General features: G+C 72.7%; 15 protein-coding genes. 9 read left to right on the plus strand and 6 right to left on the minus strand.

The window, feature by feature from the left end:
* Positions 1-269 precede the first annotated feature (269 nt).
* The 6 genes from AC0ZLC_RS13180 to AC0ZLC_RS13205 all read left to right on the plus strand — a co-directional run bounded on the left by AC0ZLC_RS13180 (position 270) and on the right by AC0ZLC_RS13205 (position 7,541).
* Positions 270-1,034: an IclR family transcriptional regulator gene (locus tag AC0ZLC_RS13180; protein ID WP_476752114.1), complete on the plus strand. Its 765-nt coding sequence runs from the start codon at positions 270-272 to the stop codon at positions 1,032-1,034.
* Between the two features lie 342 nt (positions 1,035-1,376).
* Entirely contained in the window at positions 1,377-2,168 is a 792-nt protein-coding gene (locus AC0ZLC_RS13185; RefSeq protein WP_476752115.1) for an MIP/aquaporin family protein, read from the plus strand.
* A gap of 64 nt (positions 2,169-2,232) precedes the next feature.
* Positions 2,233-3,783 (plus strand): glycerol kinase GlpK, encoded by a 1,551-nt coding sequence (glpK, locus tag AC0ZLC_RS13190; RefSeq protein ID WP_358853475.1) that lies wholly within the window; start codon positions 2,233-2,235, stop codon positions 3,781-3,783.
* Between the two features lie 7 nt (positions 3,784-3,790).
* Entirely contained in the window at positions 3,791-5,407 is a 1,617-nt protein-coding gene (locus AC0ZLC_RS13195; protein ID WP_476752116.1) for a glycerol-3-phosphate dehydrogenase/oxidase, read from the plus strand.
* Positions 5,408-5,548: 141 nt separating this feature from the next.
* The gene (locus AC0ZLC_RS13200) at positions 5,549-6,220 is read left to right on the plus strand and encodes a FadR/GntR family transcriptional regulator (protein ID WP_476752117.1); all 672 of its coding nucleotides are present in this window, start codon (positions 5,549-5,551) and stop codon (positions 6,218-6,220) included.
* A 202-nt stretch (positions 6,221-6,422) separates the two neighbouring features.
* Positions 6,423-7,541 carry a PAC2 family protein gene (locus AC0ZLC_RS13205; protein ID WP_476752118.1) on the plus strand — a complete coding sequence of 373 codons (1,119 nt, stop codon included), beginning with the start codon at positions 6,423-6,425 and terminating at the stop codon, positions 7,539-7,541.
* 239 nt (positions 7,542-7,780) lie between these two features.
* Here AC0ZLC_RS13205 and mshC read toward each other — a convergent pair whose 3' ends face one another.
* From mshC to AC0ZLC_RS13225, 4 genes are all read right to left on the minus strand, one after another.
* Positions 7,781-9,010, minus strand: coding sequence for a cysteine--1-D-myo-inosityl 2-amino-2-deoxy-alpha-D-glucopyranoside ligase (gene mshC / locus AC0ZLC_RS13210; protein ID WP_476752119.1), 1,230 nt, complete (start codon positions 9,008-9,010; stop codon positions 7,781-7,783).
* Between the two features lie 189 nt (positions 9,011-9,199).
* Positions 9,200-10,018 carry an SCO1664 family protein gene (locus tag AC0ZLC_RS13215; protein WP_476752120.1) on the minus strand — a complete coding sequence of 273 codons (819 nt, stop codon included), beginning with the start codon at positions 10,016-10,018 and terminating at the stop codon, positions 9,200-9,202.
* Complete coding sequence (locus AC0ZLC_RS13220; RefSeq protein WP_358853481.1) at positions 9,982-10,572, minus strand: DUF3090 domain-containing protein; 591 nt, start codon at positions 10,570-10,572, stop codon at positions 9,982-9,984. Before AC0ZLC_RS13220 ends, AC0ZLC_RS13215 begins: the two co-directional genes overlap by 37 nt.
* 117 nt (positions 10,573-10,689) lie before the next feature.
* Complete coding sequence (locus tag AC0ZLC_RS13225) at positions 10,690-11,376, minus strand: histidine phosphatase family protein (RefSeq protein ID WP_476752121.1); 687 nt, start codon at positions 11,374-11,376, stop codon at positions 10,690-10,692.
* A gap of 62 nt (positions 11,377-11,438) precedes the next feature.
* Here AC0ZLC_RS13225 and corA point away from each other — a divergent pair, with 62 nt between their 5' ends.
* Complete coding sequence (corA, locus tag AC0ZLC_RS13230) at positions 11,439-12,437, plus strand: magnesium/cobalt transporter CorA (RefSeq protein ID WP_476752122.1); 999 nt, start codon at positions 11,439-11,441, stop codon at positions 12,435-12,437.
* Positions 12,438-12,483: 46 nt separating this feature from the next.
* Here corA and AC0ZLC_RS13235 read toward each other — a convergent pair whose 3' ends face one another.
* Positions 12,484-13,272 carry a ferritin-like domain-containing protein gene (locus AC0ZLC_RS13235; RefSeq protein ID WP_476752123.1) on the minus strand — a complete coding sequence of 263 codons (789 nt, stop codon included), beginning with the start codon at positions 13,270-13,272 and terminating at the stop codon, positions 12,484-12,486.
* A 219-nt stretch (positions 13,273-13,491) separates the two neighbouring features.
* Positions 13,492-14,547: an LLM class F420-dependent oxidoreductase gene (locus AC0ZLC_RS13240; RefSeq protein WP_476752124.1), complete on the minus strand. Its 1,056-nt coding sequence runs from the start codon at positions 14,545-14,547 to the stop codon at positions 13,492-13,494.
* Between the two features lie 152 nt (positions 14,548-14,699).
* Here AC0ZLC_RS13240 and AC0ZLC_RS13245 point away from each other — a divergent pair, with 152 nt between their 5' ends.
* Together AC0ZLC_RS13245 and AC0ZLC_RS13250 are read left to right on the plus strand one after the other, a co-directional pair.
* Positions 14,700-15,683, plus strand: coding sequence for an aldo/keto reductase (locus AC0ZLC_RS13245; protein ID WP_476752125.1), 984 nt, complete (start codon positions 14,700-14,702; stop codon positions 15,681-15,683).
* On the plus strand, positions 15,680-18,199 hold the full coding sequence (locus AC0ZLC_RS13250) for a helix-hairpin-helix domain-containing protein (RefSeq protein WP_476752126.1): 2,520 nt from the start codon (positions 15,680-15,682) through the stop codon (positions 18,197-18,199). Before AC0ZLC_RS13245 ends, AC0ZLC_RS13250 begins: the two co-directional genes overlap by 4 nt.
* Positions 18,200-18,223: the final 24 nt, after the last annotated feature.

Consider the following 18,223-nt stretch of genomic DNA (forward strand, 5'->3'; position numbering starts at 1 on the left):
CCACGGTTCGGACGGGACGTCCACGGGGCGGACCGGCGTGGCGTGCGGAAAGGACCCCGTGCGTACGAGTACGACGGCGGTGCGGTCCGGGACGCTCCGGGCGGGCCGCGCGCGCCGAACTCGACCGGGTGGCGCCGGACAAGGGAAGGGGACGGATGTGGGCCGCGTATTGGCGGGAGGTCGGCAAGGACCGGTAGTGTTCGACATTGCCGAACGGCGGCAGCGTAGAGGCTCGTCGACGGCCGAAGGGGACGGAGGGCAGCACGGCGATGGCACGGAACATCCAGTCGCTCGAGCGGGCGGCCGCGATGCTGCGCCTGCTCGCGGGCGGTGAGCGGCGGCTCGGCCTGTCGGACATCGCCTCCTCGCTGGGCCTCGCCAAGGGTACGGCCCACGGCATATTGCGGACCCTCCAGCACGAGGGCTTCGTCGAGCAGGACACCGCGTCCGGGCGGTACCAGCTGGGCGCCGAGCTGCTCCGGCTGGGCACCACCTATCTCGACGTGCACGAACTGCGGGCGCGCGCCCTGGTGTGGACGGACGACCTGGCCCGTTCCAGCGGCGAGAGCGTCTATCTCGGGGTGCTCCACCAGCAGGGCGTCCTGATCGTGCACCACGTGTTCCGGCCGGACGACAGCCGTCAGGTGCTGGAGGTGGGCGCCATGCAGCCGCTGCACTCCACGGCCCTGGGCAAGGTCCTCACGGCGTACGACCCGGTGGCGCACAGCGAGGTCCTGGAGGCCGAGCGCAAGACGTTCACGGCCCGGACCATAAGCGAGATGGACGAGTTCGAGGGTGTCCTCGACCTGACGCGCGCGCGGGGGTACGCGGACGACGTCGAGGAGACCTGGACCGGTGTCGCCTCGGTGGCCGCGCCGATCCACAACCGGCGCCGGATGCCGGTCGGGGCCGTGGGCATCACCGGGGCCGTCGAGCGGATCTGCAAGGACGGGGAGCTGCGTCCCGAACTGATCGCCGCGGTGCGCGACTGCGCCCGCGCGGTGTCGCGCGATCTGGGTGCCGGGCGGTTCTGAGGACGCGTACGCGGGGCCGGGACGCCAGGGGCGTCCCGGCCTTCGTCGTGCCGCCCCTGGGAGCCCTGTCGGCGCACGTCGGCGGCCTGCTCAGGGGCTCGGCGGGACCGATAGCCCGCAGCGATCAATAACGATCGTGTTTTCGATAACAGAACCCTTGACGATCCGCTGACGGCGGAGCGAGACTCCCGTCCATCGGTCGGCATTGTCGAACACCTACCGGCAATAAGCGTTAGGGTGTGACAGTGCCAAGGGCCGAATCGCTCTCACTCCCCGAGAGCACGAACCACCGGCGGGACCCGGGGTTCGGCTTCCCCTGGACGAAGGACAAAGGAGTCGCGGGTGTCCAGCTCCGACATCTTCATCGGCGAGACCATCGGTACCGCCGTACTCATACTGCTCGGCGGTGGCGTGTGCGCCGCCGTCACGCTGAAGCGCTCGAAGGCTCTCAACGCCGGCTGGCTCGCGATCACCTTCGGGTGGGGTTTCGCGGTCCTGACGGCCGCCTACCTCGCGGGCGGCGTCTCCGGCGCTCATCTCAACCCCGCGGTCACGATCGGCCTCGCCATCGAGGGCGGCACCGAGTGGAGCGATGTTCCGCTCTACCTCGGCTCCCAGCTCCTCGGCGCCATGATCGGCGCCGTACTGGTGTGGATCACGTACTACGGGCAGTTCCAGGCCCACCTCACGGACCCGGAGATCCTCGCGGCCCAGCCGGCCGAGGAAGCCCTGGTCGACCAGAAGGCGGCGCCCAAGGCCGGTCCGGTCCTGGGCATCTTCTCCACCGGCCCCGAGATCCGGAACGTGGCGCAGAACGTCGTCACCGAGATCATCGCCACCGTCGTCCTGGTCCTCGCGATCCTGACCCAGGGCCTGAACGACGGCGGCAACGGACTGGGCGTCCTCGGCGTCCTGGTGACCTCGCTCGTGGTCGTCGGCATCGGCCTCTCGCTCGGCGGTCCGACCGGCTACGCGATCAACCCGGTCCGTGACCTCGGCCCCCGTATCGTGCACGCCCTGCTGCCGCTGCCGAACAAGGGCGGGTCCGACTGGGGCTACGCCTGGATCCCCGTGGTCGGACCGCTGATCGGCGGCGCCGTCGCGGGCGGCCTGTACAACATCGCCTTCAAGTGAGCCCCCGGCCCATCACCGCCGACGGCGGCCCGAGCACGCCACCCGAGACCTCCTGGAGCACACCGTGACCGACGCACACACCGCCGGCCCCTTCATCGCCGCGATCGACCAGGGCACGACGTCGAGCCGCTGCATCGTCTTCGACCGGGACGGCCGCATCGTCTCCGTCGACCAGAAGGAGCACGAGCAGATCTTCCCGAAGCCGGGCTGGGTGGAGCACAACGCCACCGAGATCTGGACCAACGTCGAGGAGGTCGTCGCCGGAGCCATCGAGAAGGCCGGCATCACCCGCGACGACATCAAGGCCATCGGCATCACCAACCAGCGTGAGACCACGCTGCTGTGGGACAAGAACACCGGTGAGCCCGTCCACAACGCCCTCGTCTGGCAGGACACCCGCACCGACGCCCTCTGCAAGGAGCTCGGCCGCAACGTCGGGCAGGACCGCTTCCGCCGCGAGACCGGCCTGCCGCTGGCCTCCTACTTCGCCGGTCCGAAGGCCCGCTGGCTGCTGGACAACGTCGAGGGTCTGCGCGAGCGCGCCGAGGCCGGCGACATCCTCTTCGGCACGATGGACAGCTGGGTCATCTGGAACCTGACCGGCGGCGTCAACGGCGGCAGGCACGTCACCGACGTGACCAACGCCTCCCGCACCATGCTGATGAACCTGCACACGCTGGAGTGGGACCCGAAGATCGCCGAGTCGATCGGCGTCCCGCTGTCGATGCTCCCGGAGATCCGCTCCTCCGCCGAGGTGTACGGCGAGGTCACGGGCGGCAAGCTGGGCGACCTGCTCGGCGGCATCCCGGTCGCCTCCGCGCTCGGCGACCAGCAGGCGGCCCTGTTCGGCCAGACCTGTTTCTCCGAGGGTGAGGCCAAGTCCACGTACGGCACCGGCACGTTCATGCTGATGAACACCGGTGACAAGATCATCAACTCGTACAGCGGGCTGCTGACCACCGTGGGCTACCGGATCGGCGACCAGGACCCGGTCTACGCCCTGGAGGGCTCGATCGCCGTCACCGGTTCGCTGGTGCAGTGGATGCGCGACCAGATGGGCCTGATCAAGTCGGCTGCCGAGATCGAGACGCTCGCGTCGTCGGTCGAGGACAACGGCGGCGCGTACTTCGTGCCGGCCTTCTCCGGTCTGTTCGCCCCGTACTGGCGCCCCGACGCCCGCGGTGTGATCGCCGGCCTGACCCGCTACGTCACCAAGGCGCACATCGCGCGCGCCGTTCTCGAGGCCACCGCCTGGCAGACCCGTGAGATCAGCGACGCCATGACGAAGGACTCCGGCGTCGAGCTCGCGGCCCTCAAGGTCGACGGCGGCATGACCTCCAACAACCTGCTGATGCAGACCCTCGCCGACGTCCTGGACGCACCCGTGGTGCGCCCGATGGTCGCCGAGACCACCTGCCTCGGCGCCGCCTACGCCGCCGGTCTCGCCGTCGGCTTCTGGTCCAACACCGAGGACCTGCGCGCCAACTGGCGCAGGGCCGCGGAGTGGACCCCCAACATGGCCGCGGAAACCCGCGACCGCGAGTACAAGAGCTGGCTCAAGGCCGTGGAGCGGTCCATGGGCTGGCTCGACGATGGAAACACTGGCGAGGAGTAAGACCCGCATGAGTACCCAGACCACCCTGCAGTCCGTGCCTGCCCTCGGTACGCACCCGGCCTCCGGCTCCGCCCCGAGCCGCGCCGAGACCCGGGAGCAGCTCTCCAAGGCAACGTACGACCTTCTCGTCATCGGCGGCGGCATCCTGGGCATCTCCACCGCCTGGCACGCCGCGCAGTCCGGGCTGCGGGTGGCTCTGGTCGACGCCGGTGACTTCGCCGGCGCCACGTCCTCCGCCTCCTCCAAGCTCCTCCACGGCGGCCTGCGCTACCTGCAGACCGGCGCGGTGAAGCTGGTGGCGGAGAACCACTTCGAGCGCCGTGCGATCTCCCGCCAGGTGGCTCCCCACCTGGCGAACCCGCTGACCTTCTACCTCCCCGTGTACAAGGGCGGCCCGCACGGCGCCGCGAAGCTCGGCGCGGGCGTGTTCGCGTACTCGGCGCTGTCCGCCTTCGGCGACGGCGTCGGGCACCTGCTCTCCCCCGCCAAGGCACAGCAGGACGTCCCGGAGCTGCGCACCGAGAACCTGAAGGCCGTGGCCGTGTACGGCGACGACCAGATGAACGACGCCCGCATGGCGCTGATGACGGTCCGCGCGGCCGTCGAGTCCGGCGCCGTCGTGCTCAACCACGCCGAGGTCACCGGCCTGCGCTTCACCCGGGGCCGGGTCACGGGCGCGGACCTGAAGGACCGTACGACCGGGGACGAGTTCGGCGTCGACGCGCGCCTCGTCCTGAACGCGACCGGCCCCTGGGTCGACCACCTGCGCAAGATGGAGGACCCGAACGCGGCGCCCTCCATCCGGCTGTCGAAGGGCGCGCACCTGGTCCTGAAGCGCACCTCCCCCTGGAAGGCCGCGCTCGCCACCCCGATCGACAAGTACCGCATCACCTTCGCCCTCCCCTGGGAGGACATGCTGCTGCTCGGCACGACCGACGAGGAGTACGAGGGCGACCCCGGCGAGGTCGCGGTCACCGAGAAGGACATAGCCCAGATCCTGGACGAGGCCGCGTTCTCGGTCCGCGACCAGCAGCTGTCGCGTGACCTGATCACCTACTCCTTCGCCGGCCTGCGGGTGCTGCCGGGCGGCCCCGGCGACACGTCGAAGGCCAAGCGGGAGACCGTCGTGACGGAGGGCCGCGGCGGCATGCTGTCCGTCGCGGGCGGCAAGTGGACCACCTTCCGCCACATCGGCCGAACGGTCATGCAGAAGCTGGAGTCGCTGCCGGGCCACCCGCTCGGCGAGGACTTCGAGCCGGTCAAGGCGCTGCCCAAGAAGCTGCCGCTGCCGGGTGTCGCCAACCCCCGTGCCGTGGCGCACCGGCTGCTGGTCGACGGCCCGGCGCCCGGCCCGCGCATGGCGGCCGACACCGCCACGCACCTGGCCACGCACTACGGCTCGCTGGCCTTCGACATCGCGCGTCTGGCCAACGAGAACCCGGAGCTCGGCAAGCGCGTCCACCCGGACGCCCCGGAGATCTGGGCCCAGGTCGTCTACGCCCGGGACAACGAGTGGGCCGAGACGCCGGACGACGTGCTGCGCCGCCGTACGACGCTGACGATCCGCGGGCTCGCCACCGACGAGATCCGCGCCAGGGTGCAGGGCCTGCTCGACGAGAAGTAGGCGTCCGAGCGGGAGTGAGGGGCGGGTCCCACGGGGGGATCCGCCCCTTCCGCGTGCCCGGGCCGGCTGCCGCACCGAGGCGGCCGGCGCGCCCCCATACTGTCGTGAGACATCGGATGTCTGAGCGACAGGGGCCCCGCCATGGCAGTCACGGACGAGGCGATCGAGAAGATCAAGGAGATGATCGTCTCCGGTGCGCTGCGGCCCGGCGACCGGCTCCCCGGAGAGAGCGAACTCGCCGCCGTACTCGGGCTGTCCCGCAACTCCCTGCGTGAGGCGGTGCGCGCGCTCTCCCTCATCCGCATCCTCGACGTACGGCAGGGCGACGGGACCTACGTCACCAGTCTGGACCCCCAACTCCTGCTGGAGGCGCTGAGTTTCGTCGTCGACTTCCACCGCGACGACACCGTTCTCGAATTTCTGGCGGTGCGCCGGATCCTGGAGCCGGCCGCGACGGCGCTGGCCGCCCCGCGCATCGCCGAGGCGGAGCTGGACGCGCTCGCCGCCCGGCTGGACGCGCTCGGCGGCGTGCCCTCGGTGGGCGAATTCGTCGCCTGCGACCTGGAGTTCCACCGGGTCATCGCGCGGAGCTGTGGGAACGCGGTCCTGAGCTCCCTGCTCGAAGGGCTGTCCGGGCCGGCCACCCGGGCCCGCGTCTGGCGCGGACTGACCCAGGAGGACGCGGTCGGCCGCACGCTGCACGAGCACCGGGCCATCCTCGGCGCCCTGCGCGAGCGGGACGGGGAGGCGGCCCGGTCGTGGGCGACGGTGCACATCGCGAGCGTGGAGCAGTGGCTGCGATCGGCCCTCTGACCCCCCGTCGGCCGGCTCCCGCCGCCGGCCACGCGCGGTGCCGTCCGGCCGGCTCGGCACAGCTCGGATGACTGACGGGTGTTCCGGGGTGGTGTTCGGGGCAGTGATCCGTTCACTCCCCCGTGCAAGGGGGCTGCGGAGGCGCCCCGCGCACGCCGTAAGGTTGGGACGTACGCGAGGGCACGTCGGAAGGAGGCGCTGGGTGATCGAGCTCGAGGGGGTTCCCGAGCTGGTCGACCCGGTCATGGTGGCCGCGTTCGAGGGCTGGAACGACGCCGGTGACGCCGCCTCCGCCGCGGTCGCGCATCTCGACCGGGAATGGAAGGGCGAGGTGTTCGCGGCGCTCGACGCCGAGGACTACTACGACTTCCAGGTCAACCGCCCCACCGTGTGGCTGGACGGCGGCGTCCGCAAGATCACCTGGCCGACGACGCGGCTGTCCGTGGTCCGGGTCGGCGGCGAGAGGCCGCGCGACCTGGTGCTGGTCCGGGGCATCGAACCGTCCATGCGCTGGCGCTCGTTCTGCAACGAGCTGCTGGGGTTCGCGCACGAGCTGGGCGTGGAGCTGGTGGTCATCCTGGGCGCCCTGCTCGGCGACACTCCGCACACCCGTCCGGTTCCGGTCAGCGGTGTCACCTCCGACGCCGATCTGGCCCGCACGATGGATCTGGAGGAGACCAAGTACGAGGGCCCGACGGGCATCGTCGGCATTCTCCAGGAGGCGTGCACGCACGCGGGCGTACCGGCGGTGTCGCTGTGGGCGGCGGTCCCGCACTACGTGTCGCAGCCGCCCAACCCGAAGGCGACCCTGGCCCTGCTCAACCGTCTGGAGGACCTCATCGACCTGCGCATCCCGCTGGGCGATCTGGCCGAGGACGCGCGGGCCTGGCAGCTGGGCGTGGACCAGCTGGCCGCCGAGGACAGCGAGGTCGCCGAGTACGTGCAGACGCTGGAGGAGGCCCGGGACACCGCCGAGCTGCCCGAGGCGTCGGGTGAGGCGATCGCCCGCGAGTTCGAGCGTTATCTGCGGCGCCGGGACGGCGGCGGTCCCGCGGCGCAGCCCGGGGGGCACGCCACGGAGAGCGGCGAGTCCGCTTCGTACCTGCGCGACGCCCCGGCGGGCCGGGGCCGTCCGAAACCGCAGCGGCCCGGCCCCGAGTCCGACGCCGGGGCCGGCGCGGAGACGGGCGCCGGTACGGACGCCGGGGACACCGGCACCGAGGGCGCCGCGGGGTCTCCGGACGCGACGGGCTCCCCGGGGACCCAGGGTTCCTCCGGTTCCCCGGACTCCCCGGACTCCTCCAACGGCACGGAGGACTGAACGGCAGGGGCGGTGCGCGCGACGCGCACCGCCCCTCGGCCGTCGTGGACCCTCAGACCTCGGACCGGGGCGACCGTCCCCGCGTCGTACTCCGTGTCCGGCATCGGCTGGACGTCGTCGAAGCGGGCGGGGGCGCCCCGGTCGCACGGCGGCCGGTGGCGGTGCCGGGCGGAGTTCCTTTCCGTCCGGCACCGCTGGCCGTGCAGCGGGTGAGGGGCGCCGCGCCCGGCGGCCGTCGGCTACAGCGCGACGCCGAGCAGCGCGTCCACGGCACGCGAGGCCACGCCGGGCGCGCCCTCGTCCGTGCCGCCGTGCTCGTGCTGGACCGCGGCCCAGCGGTCGACCGCGGCGAGCGCGGACGGCGCGTCCAGGTCGTCGGCGAGGGCGGCGCGGATCTCTTCGACGAGCGCGTCGGCGGAGGGGCCGTCGGGCCGCGACACCGCGGCGCGCCAGTCCGCCAGGCGCGCGACTGCCTCTTCGAGGACCGCGTCGGTCCACTCCCAGTCGGCCCGGTAGTGGTGCGCGAGCAGCGCGAGCCGGATGGCCGCCGGGTCGACGCCGTCGCGCCGCAGCTTCGAGACGAAGACCAGGTTGCCCCTGGACTTCGACATCTTCTCGCCGTCGAGCGCGACCATGCCGGCGTGGACGTACGCCTTGGCCATGGGGAACTCGCCGGTCAGCACCTGGGCGTGCGAGGCGCCCATCTCGTGGTGCGGGAAGGCGAGGTCGGAGCCGCCGCCCTGGACGTCGAAGCCCATTTTGAGGTGGTCGAGTGCGATGGCCACGCACTCGATGTGCCAGCCGGGGCGTCCCCGGCCCAGCGAGCCGCCGTCCCAGCTCGGCTCGCCCTCGCGGGCCGCCATCCAGAGCATCGGGTCGAGGGGGTTCTTCTTGCCCGGCCGGTCGGGGTCGCCGCCCCGCTCGGCGGACAGCAGACGCATCGCGGCGGCGTCCAGGTTCGACACCTGCCCGAAGTGCGGGTCGGACTCGACGGAGAAGTAGACGTCGCCCTCCAGCTCGTAGGCGGCACCGGCGTCGCGCAGCCGCTCGACGAGCGGGACGATGCCCGGTATCGCCTCGACGGCACCGATGTAGTGCTTCGGCGGGAGCATCCGCAGGGCGGTCATGTCCTCGCGGAAGAGGGCGGTCTCCTTCTCGGCCAGCGCCACCCAGTCGACGCCGTCGCGCTCGGCCCGCTCCAGGAGCGGATCGTCGACGTCGGTCACGTTCTGGACGTAGTGGACCTGCCGCTTCGTGTCGAGCCACACGCGCTGCACGAGGTCGAACGCGTTGTAGGTCGCCGCGTGTCCCAGGTGGGTGGCGTCGTACGGCGTGATGCCGCAGACGTAGATACGGGCGACGGGACCGGGGTCGAGGGTGACGAGCCCCCCGGTCGCGGTGTCGTGGATCCGGAGGTCGCGGCCCTCACCGGGCAGGGCGGGGACCTCAGAAGCGGGCCAGGCATACATGCCCTGAGCCTAACCGGACGGGAGTTCCGTATACGAACCGGACCGGGAACGACGGCGGGGAGGGCGGTCCTGCCGGACTTCTCGGTACCGACGTGCGGCGCGGGCCGACGTGCCCACGGACGGCGCGGACCGGCGTGCCCCGGCGACGGCCCGCGGCCGGTGCTCCCGGCCGTCGGCCGTCCGGTCCCGTCACACCGGGGGCCAGGGGATCGCCGGCCACTCCCCGCTCGGCTCCGGGTGCTTTCCCGAGGAGAGCAGGGCCTCGACCCGCGCCCGGGTGGCGTCGGTCTCGGCGGGCGTGACGAGTTCCGCCAGCCGGGTGGCCAGCGGTGCGCCGGGCGCCAGGGAGCCCCGCAGCGACGTGAGCACCTCGACCGCCTCGGGGGTGAGCGGCTCGCCCGCCCAGCCCCACAGGAGCGTGCGCAGCTTGTTCTCGGCGTTGAAGGTGACCCCGTGGTCGATGCCGTACAGCCGGCCCTCGCCCGCGGGCAGCAGATGCCCGCCCTTGCGGTCCGCGTTGTTGATCACCGCGTCCAGCACGGCGAGCCGTCGCAGCCGCTCGTCGTCGGCGTGCACCAGCAGGGCCGTACGCCCCTCGCCCACGTCGGCGAACCCGATGGCCTTCCAGCCCGCCCCGGGCTCCTCGCCGTCCACCAGCGCGAGCAGTTCGGAACCGGCCTCCCCCTCGATCCACAGCTGGCACATGCCCTCGCCGTACGGCCCGTCCCGCAGCACGGTGGGCGGCACGAGCCCCCAGCCGGTCGCCTCGGAGATCTCGTACGCCGCGACCTCGCGCTGCGCCAGCGTCCCGTCCGGGAAGTCCCACAGGGGCCGCTCCCCGGCGACCGGCTTGTACACGCAGAACGCCTCCTGCCCGTCGTGGGAGACGGAGCAGTGCAGCACCGCGTTGGAGGCCTCACGGATCTGTCCGCGCACCGTGAGCTCGCCGCGGGCGAGCAGCTCGGTCGTGGTCACGCTCCGCGGCGGTATCCGTTCTGGCGCGGACATACGTGTCCTTCCGGGTCGAGCGGGAGGCTGCACAGCGGGCAGGGCGGCCGGCCCGCGTTGACGACGTCGAGGGCGCGTTTGGCGAAGGCCCGGGCCTGCGCCCCGGTGAGCCGGACCCGGAGCATCGGCGGGCCGTTCTCCTCGTCCTGCAGGAGCCGCTCCTCGGCCTCCGCGAGGTCCTCGTCGGAGTCGGCGTCCAGCTCCACCAGGGCCTGCGCCTCGACGATCATGCGCTGCTCGTCGCCGTCCCAGGCCAGGGCCATGGTGCCGACCCGGAACTCCTCCTCCACGGGGGTGTCCAGCGGGGCGGTGTCGGAGACCTCGGCGGGAGCGACGGCGGGTACGGGCGCACTGCCCCCGGTCCGCCGTACGACCTCGTCGAGCAGCTCTTCCATCCGCTCGGCGAGTGCGGCCACCTGCGTCTTCTCCAGGGCCACGCTGGTCACCCGCGGGCCCGAGGTGGCCTGCAGGAAGAAGGTACGGCGCCCGGGCAGCCCGACCGTACCGGCCACGAAACGGTCCGGGGGGTCGTAGAGGAACACCTGACGGGACACGTCCTGTCTCCATGGGGATCTGCGTCGGGACCAACCGGCCGGATCAGCCGTCGGTCCGCATCGGTTACTGACAACTGCTGCGCTGCTTCGACCGCTTCACCCTACTGCGGCCGACGATCACGGTGCGCCCGCACCGCCCCCGACCGGGGCGTCACCGCCCGGGGTCTCCTCGCGCGGCGCCAGCGAGGCGAGATCGCCGGTGTCGCCGAGCCGGACGAGAAATGGCCGCATACGGGTGTAACGGATCGCGGTGATGGAAGACGGTTCCACAGAGATCCGCTGGAAGAGGTCGAGATGAAGTCCGAGTGCGTCCGCGACAAGGGACTTGATGATGTCGCCGTGCGAGCACATGAGGTAGACGGCGTCACCGCCGTGATCGCGCTCCACGCGCGCGTTCCACTCGCGTACCGCCTCGGCGGCACGCGTCTGCATCGCGCGCATGGATTCCCCGCCGGGGAACGCCGCGGCGGAGGGGTGCGCCTGCACGACCTCCATGAGCGGTTCGTCCTTGAGCTCGGCGAGCTTGCGGCCGGACCAGTCGCCGTAATGGCACTCCCCGATGCGGTCGTCGCTGTGCAGGCGCAGTCCGGGGCGGGCGTCGAGCAGGGGGCGTACGGTCTCCTGGCAGCGCTGGAGCGGGCTGGCGACGACCTCGGAGATCGGCAGGCCGGCGAGTCTGCCGGGGAGCGCGGCGGCCTGCGCGCTGCCGCGTTCGTCGAGGGCGACGCCGGGCGTCCAGCCGGCGAGGAGCCCCGCGGTGTTGGCGGTGGAACGTCCGTGCCGGACGAGGATCAGGGTGGGCATGCGGCCCAGCCTAGGACGGGGCCGGTGTGTCGGACGGCTCGGAAGGCAGGAGAATACGCTCTGTGATCGTCGACTGTGCCATCTACCGCGACGGGCGCCGCTCCCAGGGCCCCGACGACCTCTCCGACGCCCTGGACGCTGCTCGCGACCAGGACGACACGTTCCTCTGGATCGGTCTCCACGAGCCGACCGCGGAGGAGTTCGCCCACGTCACCAGCGAGTTCGGGCTGCACCCGCTGGCGGTCGAGGACGCCCTGAAGGCGCACCAGCGCCCCAAGCTGGAGGTGTACGACGACTCGGTCTTCATGGTCCTGAAGCCGGTCACGTACGAGCAGGACAGCGACGCGGTCTCCTCCGGTGAGCTCATGATCTTCCTGGGTGACTCCTTCATAGTCACCGTGCGGCACGGCGAGGGCGCGCCGCTGAAGGAGGTGCGGCACCGGCTGGAGCAGGACCCGGAGATGCTCAGGCACGGTCCGACGACGGTGCTGTACGCGATCTCCGACGCCACGGTCGACCACTATCTGGACGTGGCGACCGAGCTGCAGACCGACCTGGAGGAGCTGGAGAGCGAGGTCTTCTCGCCTTCCGACGGGGGAACGCGCCACACCGCGTCCCGCATCTACACGTTCAAGCGGCAGATCCTGGAGTTCCGCCGGGCCACCGGCCCGCTGGCGGTTCCGATGACCCGCCTCGCGGGCGCCGGCTCGTTCAGTGCGGGACTGCCGTTCGTCGCGGACGAGACGCAGCCCTTCTTCCGGGACGTCAGCGACCACCTGACGCGTGTGAACGAGTCGGTGGAGGGCCTGGACCGGCTGGTCTCCGACATCCTCTCCGCTCACCTCGCGCAGATGAGCGTCCGGCAGAACGACGACATGCGGAAGATCTCCGCCTGGGCCGCCATGGCCGCGCTCCCGACGATGATCGCGGGAATCTACGGCATGAACTTCGAGCACATGCCCGAGCTGCGCTGGGTGTGGTCGTATCCCGCCGTGATCCTGGTGATGGCGGTCCTGGAGGTCGGGCTCTACCGGATGTTCAAGCAGCGGGGCTGGCTGTAGCGGCCCGGGCCGCGCCTGCGGTGTGCGCGGGCGGGCGTCGTCCGGTTCAGGCGAACTCGGGCGCCGTCGCGGGGGGCCCGTCCAGCGCGCCTCGCCGCTCGGGCATCGCCAGACGGACCATCCGCCGCCAGCCCGCCAGCCGTTCGTAGGCGTACACGGCGTGGATGCCTACGGCGAGCGTCGCCGACTTGGCCTTCGACCAGCCGAGGATGCGCCCCATGTGGCTCATCACGGCGAGGCTGACGTCGCGGTAGATGCGGATCTCGGCCAGCGCGCACTCCCGCAGCGTCCGCTGGATGGTGCGGCCGTGTCCGGCGTGCGCGAAGCGCAGCAGTTCCTCGTGGCAGTAGGCGAGGTGGTCGTCCTCGTCCTGCGAGATCATCCGGACCGCGCGGCCGATGTCGGGGTCGTCGGCGAAGTGCTTGCGCAGCAGCTCCATCTGCTCGGAGGCCCGCTGCTCGGTGACCCTGCTGTGCGCGAGGTAGGTGACGACGTCCGGGACGGTCAGCGGCCGGTCGGCCCTGAGCTTCTCGTGCGGCAGACCGATGCCGTGCCGCTCGAGGAGCATCGTGTAGTCGGCGTCGGGCGGGACCTCGACGGGCCGGAGGCCGCGCTTCTTGATGAGGGCGTGGAAGATCCGCCCGTGCTTGTCCTCGTCGGCGCCGTGCCGGGCGATCTTGGGGGCGAGTCCGCGTTCGCCCGGCGGCACGAGCGCGGCGATGCGGGCGTTCTCCCAGCCGCCCTGTGCCTCGCCGCTCGCCGCGATGGAGCAGAAGAGCCGGAACGACTCGTCGTTGTCGAGGATCTCCTGGAACAGACTCCTGGCCGAAAGCATCACTGCCCACCTCTCTGCGGGACTCCGCAGAGACCGAGTCAAACGCCGTCGGGAGGACGCGGCAACACCTGCGCCGGACGGCTCCGCCGAACGGGGGACGGTGCCGCCCGTTCCGGGGCGTAACCGAAGGGGCCGGTGGCGCGTTGTTCCCCGTGACGGCCGTGGCGGGGAAGACCCCCGAGCCCCCACCACGGCCGCAGACTCATCGCTCCGGCCGCGTCAGGCGAGTCCGGCGCGCTCCAGCGCGTCGGTGCCGGCCCGCAGCGAGGCGATGCGCTCCTCCAGGGTGAAGCCCGCGGGTGCCAGCGTGAGGGTGGTGACCCCGGCCGCCGCGTAGGCATTCATCCGGTCCGCGATGCGGTCCACGGACCCGAGCAGGGTCGTCCGGTCGATCAGCTCGTGCGGTACGGCGGCGGCAGCGCCCTCCTTGTCGCCGGACAGGTACTTGTCCTGGATCTCGGCGGCCTCCTTCTCGTACCCCATGCGCCGGGCGAGCTGGTTGTAGAAGTTCTGCTTGCGGCTGCCCATGCCGCCTACGTACAGCGCGGTGTACGGGCGGAACATGTCGGCGAGGGCGGCCACGTTCTTGTCGTCGCCGAGCGCGAGCGGGAGCGTCGGGCAGACGTCGAAGCCCTCCATCGTCTTCCCGGCCTTCTCCCGGCCGGCCCGCAGGTGACTGATCGCGGTGTCCTCCAGGTGCTCGGCCGACGGGAAGATCAGCAGGGCGCCGTCGGCGATCTCACCGGTCTGTTCGAGGTTCTTCGGACCGATCGCGGCGATGTACAGCGGGATGTGCTCGCGCTCCGGGTGCACCGTCAGTCTGATCGGCTTGCCCGGACCGCCGGGCAGGGGCAGCGTCCAGTGCTCGCCCTCGAAGGAGAGACGCTCGCGGGTCATCGCCCGGCGCACGATCTCCACGTACTCGCGGGTGCGCGCCAGCGGCTTGTCGAACTTGACGCCGTACCAGCCCTCGGAGACCTGCGGCCCGGAGACGCCGAGCCCGAGGCGGAAGCGGCCGCCGGACAGCGAGTCCAGGGTCGCGGCCGTCATCGCCGTCATCGCGGGCTGGCGGGCGGGGATCTGGAAGATGGCCGAGCCCACGTCGATGCGCTCGGTCCGGGCGGCGACCCAGCTGAGCACCGTGGCCGCGTCGGAGCCGTAGGCCTCGGCGGCCCAGCAGACGGCGTATCCCAGTCGGTCGGCCTCCTGGGCGACGGCGAGATTGTCCGCGTCCATTCCGGCGCCCCAGTAGCCGAGGTTGATCCCGAGCTGCATGGCCGTTTCCCCTTACCGATCAGTAACGTCCCTTGTGCCGGGAACACTAGCGCCCTGGCGGGCACGGCGGCAGGGACAGGCTCGCTCCCCGGTGATCCCGGTTGTCCACAGGGCCACCACACAACGAGTTCCGGCCAGTAATCTCGGCGTCCATGGAGCAGAGGCATCTCGGCCGGACCGGCCTTCGCGTGTCCCGGATCGGACTCGGCACCCTCACCTGGGGCCGGGACACCGACGAGCACGACGCCGCGGATCTGTTGAAGGCGTTCTGGGAAGCGGGCGGGACCCTCGTCGACACGGCCGACGTGTACGGGGACGGGGAGTCCGAGTACCTGCTCGGACGCCTCATGGACGGCCTGGTGCCGCGCCGGGACCTGGTCGTGTCGACGAAGGCGGGGAGCGTGCCGGACCCGGACCGGCGCTTCGACGCCTCGCGCGGGCATCTGCTCTCCGCGCTGGACGCCTCCCTCAAGCGGCTCGGCACCGAGTACGTGGACGTGTGGCACGTGCACGCCTACGACCCCGTGACCCCACTGGACGAGACCCTCCAGGCCCTGGACCTGGCGGTCAGCAGCGGTCGCGCCCGGTATGCCGGGGTGTCCGACTTCTGCGGCTGGCAGCTCGCCAAGGCGGCGACCTGGCAGCTCGCGGTGCCCGGGACACGGACCCGGCTGGCCAGTACGCAGATGGAGTACTCGCTGCTGCAGCGCGGGGTGGAGCGCGAGGTGCTGCCCGCGGCCCTCGACCTGGGCGTGGGTCTGCTGCCCTCCTCACCCCTCGGGCGGGGCGTGCTCACGGGCAAGTACCGCAACGGGACACCGTCCGACTCCCGGGGCGGCACGGAGCACCTCGCGCCCTTCGTCGCGCCGTATCTGGACGACGCGGCCCGCCGCATCGTCGACGCGGTGGCGACCGCCGCCGACGGGCTCGCCGTGACCCCGCTCCAGGTGGCCCTCGCCTGGGTCCGCGACCGGCCGGGGGTCACCGCCCCGGTCATCGGCCCGCGCAACGCGCAGCAGCTCACGGCGGCGTTGTCAGTGGAGACCCTTAGTCTTCCTGACGAGATCTGCCGGGCGCTCGACGACGTGTCGGCACCGGTGCACCACTATCCCGATCACGACTGGAGCACGCTGTGAGCACGGAGCCCGAGACCACGGAGGAAGCGGAGCCGGGGGCCCCGGGCGCGGGCACGGAGGACGGCGCCGCGGCCCCGGAGGGCGAGCCGACGGCTGGTTCCGGCGACGTGAGCGGGGGCGGCCCCGGGTTGGCGTCCCCGGCGGCCGCGGACGACACCGGGGCGGCCGCGGGCGACACAAGGGCGGCCGCGGGCGACACCGGGGCGGCCGCGGGTCAGGTGCCGGGGGACGGCGAGGACGCCGGAACCCCGTCCGCGCCGCCCGCCGACCGCGACGACGACGCCCCGGCGGCGAACGATGCCGGGGGCACGGGGGACGCGTCCGACGCCCCCGGCGACGGAGCCTCGGGAGACCAGGCCGGGGACGCCGGGGACGCGTCCGACGGAGCCTCGGGAGACCTGGCCGGGGACGCGTCCGACGGAGCCTCGGGCGACGAGGCCGGGGAGGCCGACGAGGCCGACGAGGCCGACGAGGCCGGGGGCACGGAGGGCAGCGGTGCCGCGGGGGAGCTGTCCGAGGCCGAGGCCGAGCTGGCGGCCCAGCGCGAGCTGCGGGAGCGGATCGAGCGGCGCAAGGCCGAGAAGCAGGGGCCGATCCCGGCCGGGACCAAGCTCAGCGGGACGGCCGCCGACCTGCTCGCGGCGATCCGCGCGGTGGAGAGCGGCGAGAAGCCCGTGGCCACGGCGTTCCGCGAGCCGGAGCCGACGCCTCGCAGGTCGGCGCCCGAGCCGGTGCGGCGTCCGCAGCCGGCGGCTCCCGGCGCCGGCGCGCCCCCGGCCGAGACGGTCGATGCCGTGAAGGCCGTCCTGACCGAGGGCGGCGCCCCGGACACGCTCGCACCGCAGGTCGCCGCCACCCTGGGTGAGAACGCCGACGGGCAGCTGCGCGAGGACCCGTGGCAGTTGCTGCGGATCGCCGGTGTACGGCCCGAGCAGGCCGACGGCTTCGCGCGGGCGCTGCTCGGCGCGGAGTGCGGCCCGGACGACGAGCGGCGCGGCCGGGCGGTCACGGTGTGGCTGCTGGAGCAGGCCGCCCTCGCCGGGCACACCGCCCTGGAGGCCCCGGTGCTCACCGCCGCGCTGGCCCAGCGCGCGGTGCCCGACCCGGACGCCGCCGTGCAGAGCACCGTCGCCGAGGGAGAGGCGCTGGTCTTCCAGGACGCTCTCGACGGTCCGGTTCCCGCCCGCGAACCGGACGCGGACGAGGGCGAGGGCGAGGAGCGCCCGGTCCGCGTCCTCATCGGTCTGGAGCGGTACGCGCTCGCCGAGGAGAGCCTCGCCGACGGTCTCGCCCGTGTCGTCAACGCCCTGCCCAAGGACGCGTCCCCCGGCTGGGAGGCGGCCGCCGAGGCCGCCTCCCGCTCCACCGCCGAGCTGATCCGTGCCGTCGCGGGCCACGGACTCGTCCTGCACACGGGCGGCGAGGCGTCCCGCGGGCAGCCGGCCGAGCTGCTCGCGGCGGCCCGGACGCTCGGGCTGCGCGCCTGCGCCGCCACGCACACGACGGACGGCCGGGACCGCTTCGCCTCGTCCCTCACGGCGGTCCAGGGCGACACGTCCGAGGTCGTCACCACGGTCGCAGGCCTGCTCTCGGGCGCGGAGGGGCCGGGAAGGGACGCGGACGGTGCCCTGGCACTCGACCTGCTGGTGCTCCTGGACGCTCCGCAGCTCGACGTCGAGTCCGCGGCCGTGCTCGCCGAGTCGCTGCCCGACGGAGCCCGGCTGGTGCTGAGCGGGGACCCGGGTGTGCTGTGGTCGGCCGGACCCGGCCGCGTCTTCGCCGACCTGCTGGCCTCCCGGGTCTGCCCGCAGGTCGCCTCGCGGACACCGGATCCCGGTCCCCTCGGCGAGCTGGTCTCGGGCATCGGCATCGGGGAGCTGAACCAGGTCGAGGCGCCCGGCAAGGAAGTGGTGATCGTCCCGGTGCGGGACGCCGGGGAGGCGGTGCACCGGACCGTGCAGCTCGTCGCGGACTCGGTGCCGCGGGCCATCGGAATCCCGGCGGAGCAGACGCAGGTGATCACTCCGGGACACGGCGGCGCCGCCGGCACCCGCGCGTTGAACACCGTGCTCAAGGAGCGCCTCAATCCGGGCCCCGGCCGCTTCGGCGGCTTCGACCCCGGTGACCGGGTCGTCCACTCCCCCGCCCCGGGCCGTACGGTGCCCGGGCACGTCGTGAAGGCCGACGCCGAGGGGCTGCACCTGGAGTGCGCCGGCGCCCCCGTGGTCGTACCGAAGGAGCGGGTGGAGCAGTCCGTGCGGCACGCCTGGGCGCTGACCGCGCACCAGGCGGTGGGCCACCGCTGGCCGGCCGCGGTCGTGGTCCTGCCGGGCGACGCCGCGGCATCCCTCACCCGCCCCTGGGTGTACACGGCCTTCGGCCGGGCGGCCCGCCACCTCTCCGTCGTGCACGGGGTCGAGGGGGCACTGCCGCGCGCGGTGGCGGAGGTCCCGCAGAAGCCGCGCACCACGCGCCTGCCGGCGCTGCTCAAGGCCCAGATGCCGCCCGCCGGGTGACGAGCGCGGACAGCGAGGTGGCGG

This window comes from Streptomyces sp. GLSS-08, assembly GCF_056387915.1.

Bases quoted from the DNA above. Each gene is read 5' to 3' on its own strand.
- AC0ZLC_RS13215 (WP_476752120.1), bottom strand. From the start codon at position 10,018: ATGTCCGCGCCAGAACGGATACCGCCGCGGAGCGTGACCACGACCGAG.
- AC0ZLC_RS13195 (WP_476752116.1), top strand. From the start codon at position 3,791: ATGAGTACCCAGACCACCCTGCAGTCCGTGCCTGCCCTCGGTACGCAC.
- AC0ZLC_RS13235 (WP_476752123.1), bottom strand. From the start codon at position 13,272: ATGCTTTCGGCCAGGAGTCTGTTCCAGGAGATCCTCGACAACGACGAG.
- mshC (WP_476752119.1), bottom strand. From the start codon at position 9,010: ATGTATGCCTGGCCCGCTTCTGAGGTCCCCGCCCTGCCCGGTGAGGGC.
- AC0ZLC_RS13180 (WP_476752114.1), top strand. From the start codon at position 270: ATGGCACGGAACATCCAGTCGCTCGAGCGGGCGGCCGCGATGCTGCGC.
- AC0ZLC_RS13245 (WP_476752125.1), top strand. From the start codon at position 14,700: ATGGAGCAGAGGCATCTCGGCCGGACCGGCCTTCGCGTGTCCCGGATC.
- AC0ZLC_RS13200 (WP_476752117.1), top strand. From the start codon at position 5,549: ATGGCAGTCACGGACGAGGCGATCGAGAAGATCAAGGAGATGATCGTC.
- AC0ZLC_RS13240 (WP_476752124.1), bottom strand. From the start codon at position 14,547: ATGCAGCTCGGGATCAACCTCGGCTACTGGGGCGCCGGAATGGACGCG.
- AC0ZLC_RS13225 (WP_476752121.1), bottom strand. From the start codon at position 11,376: ATGCCCACCCTGATCCTCGTCCGGCACGGACGTTCCACCGCCAACACC.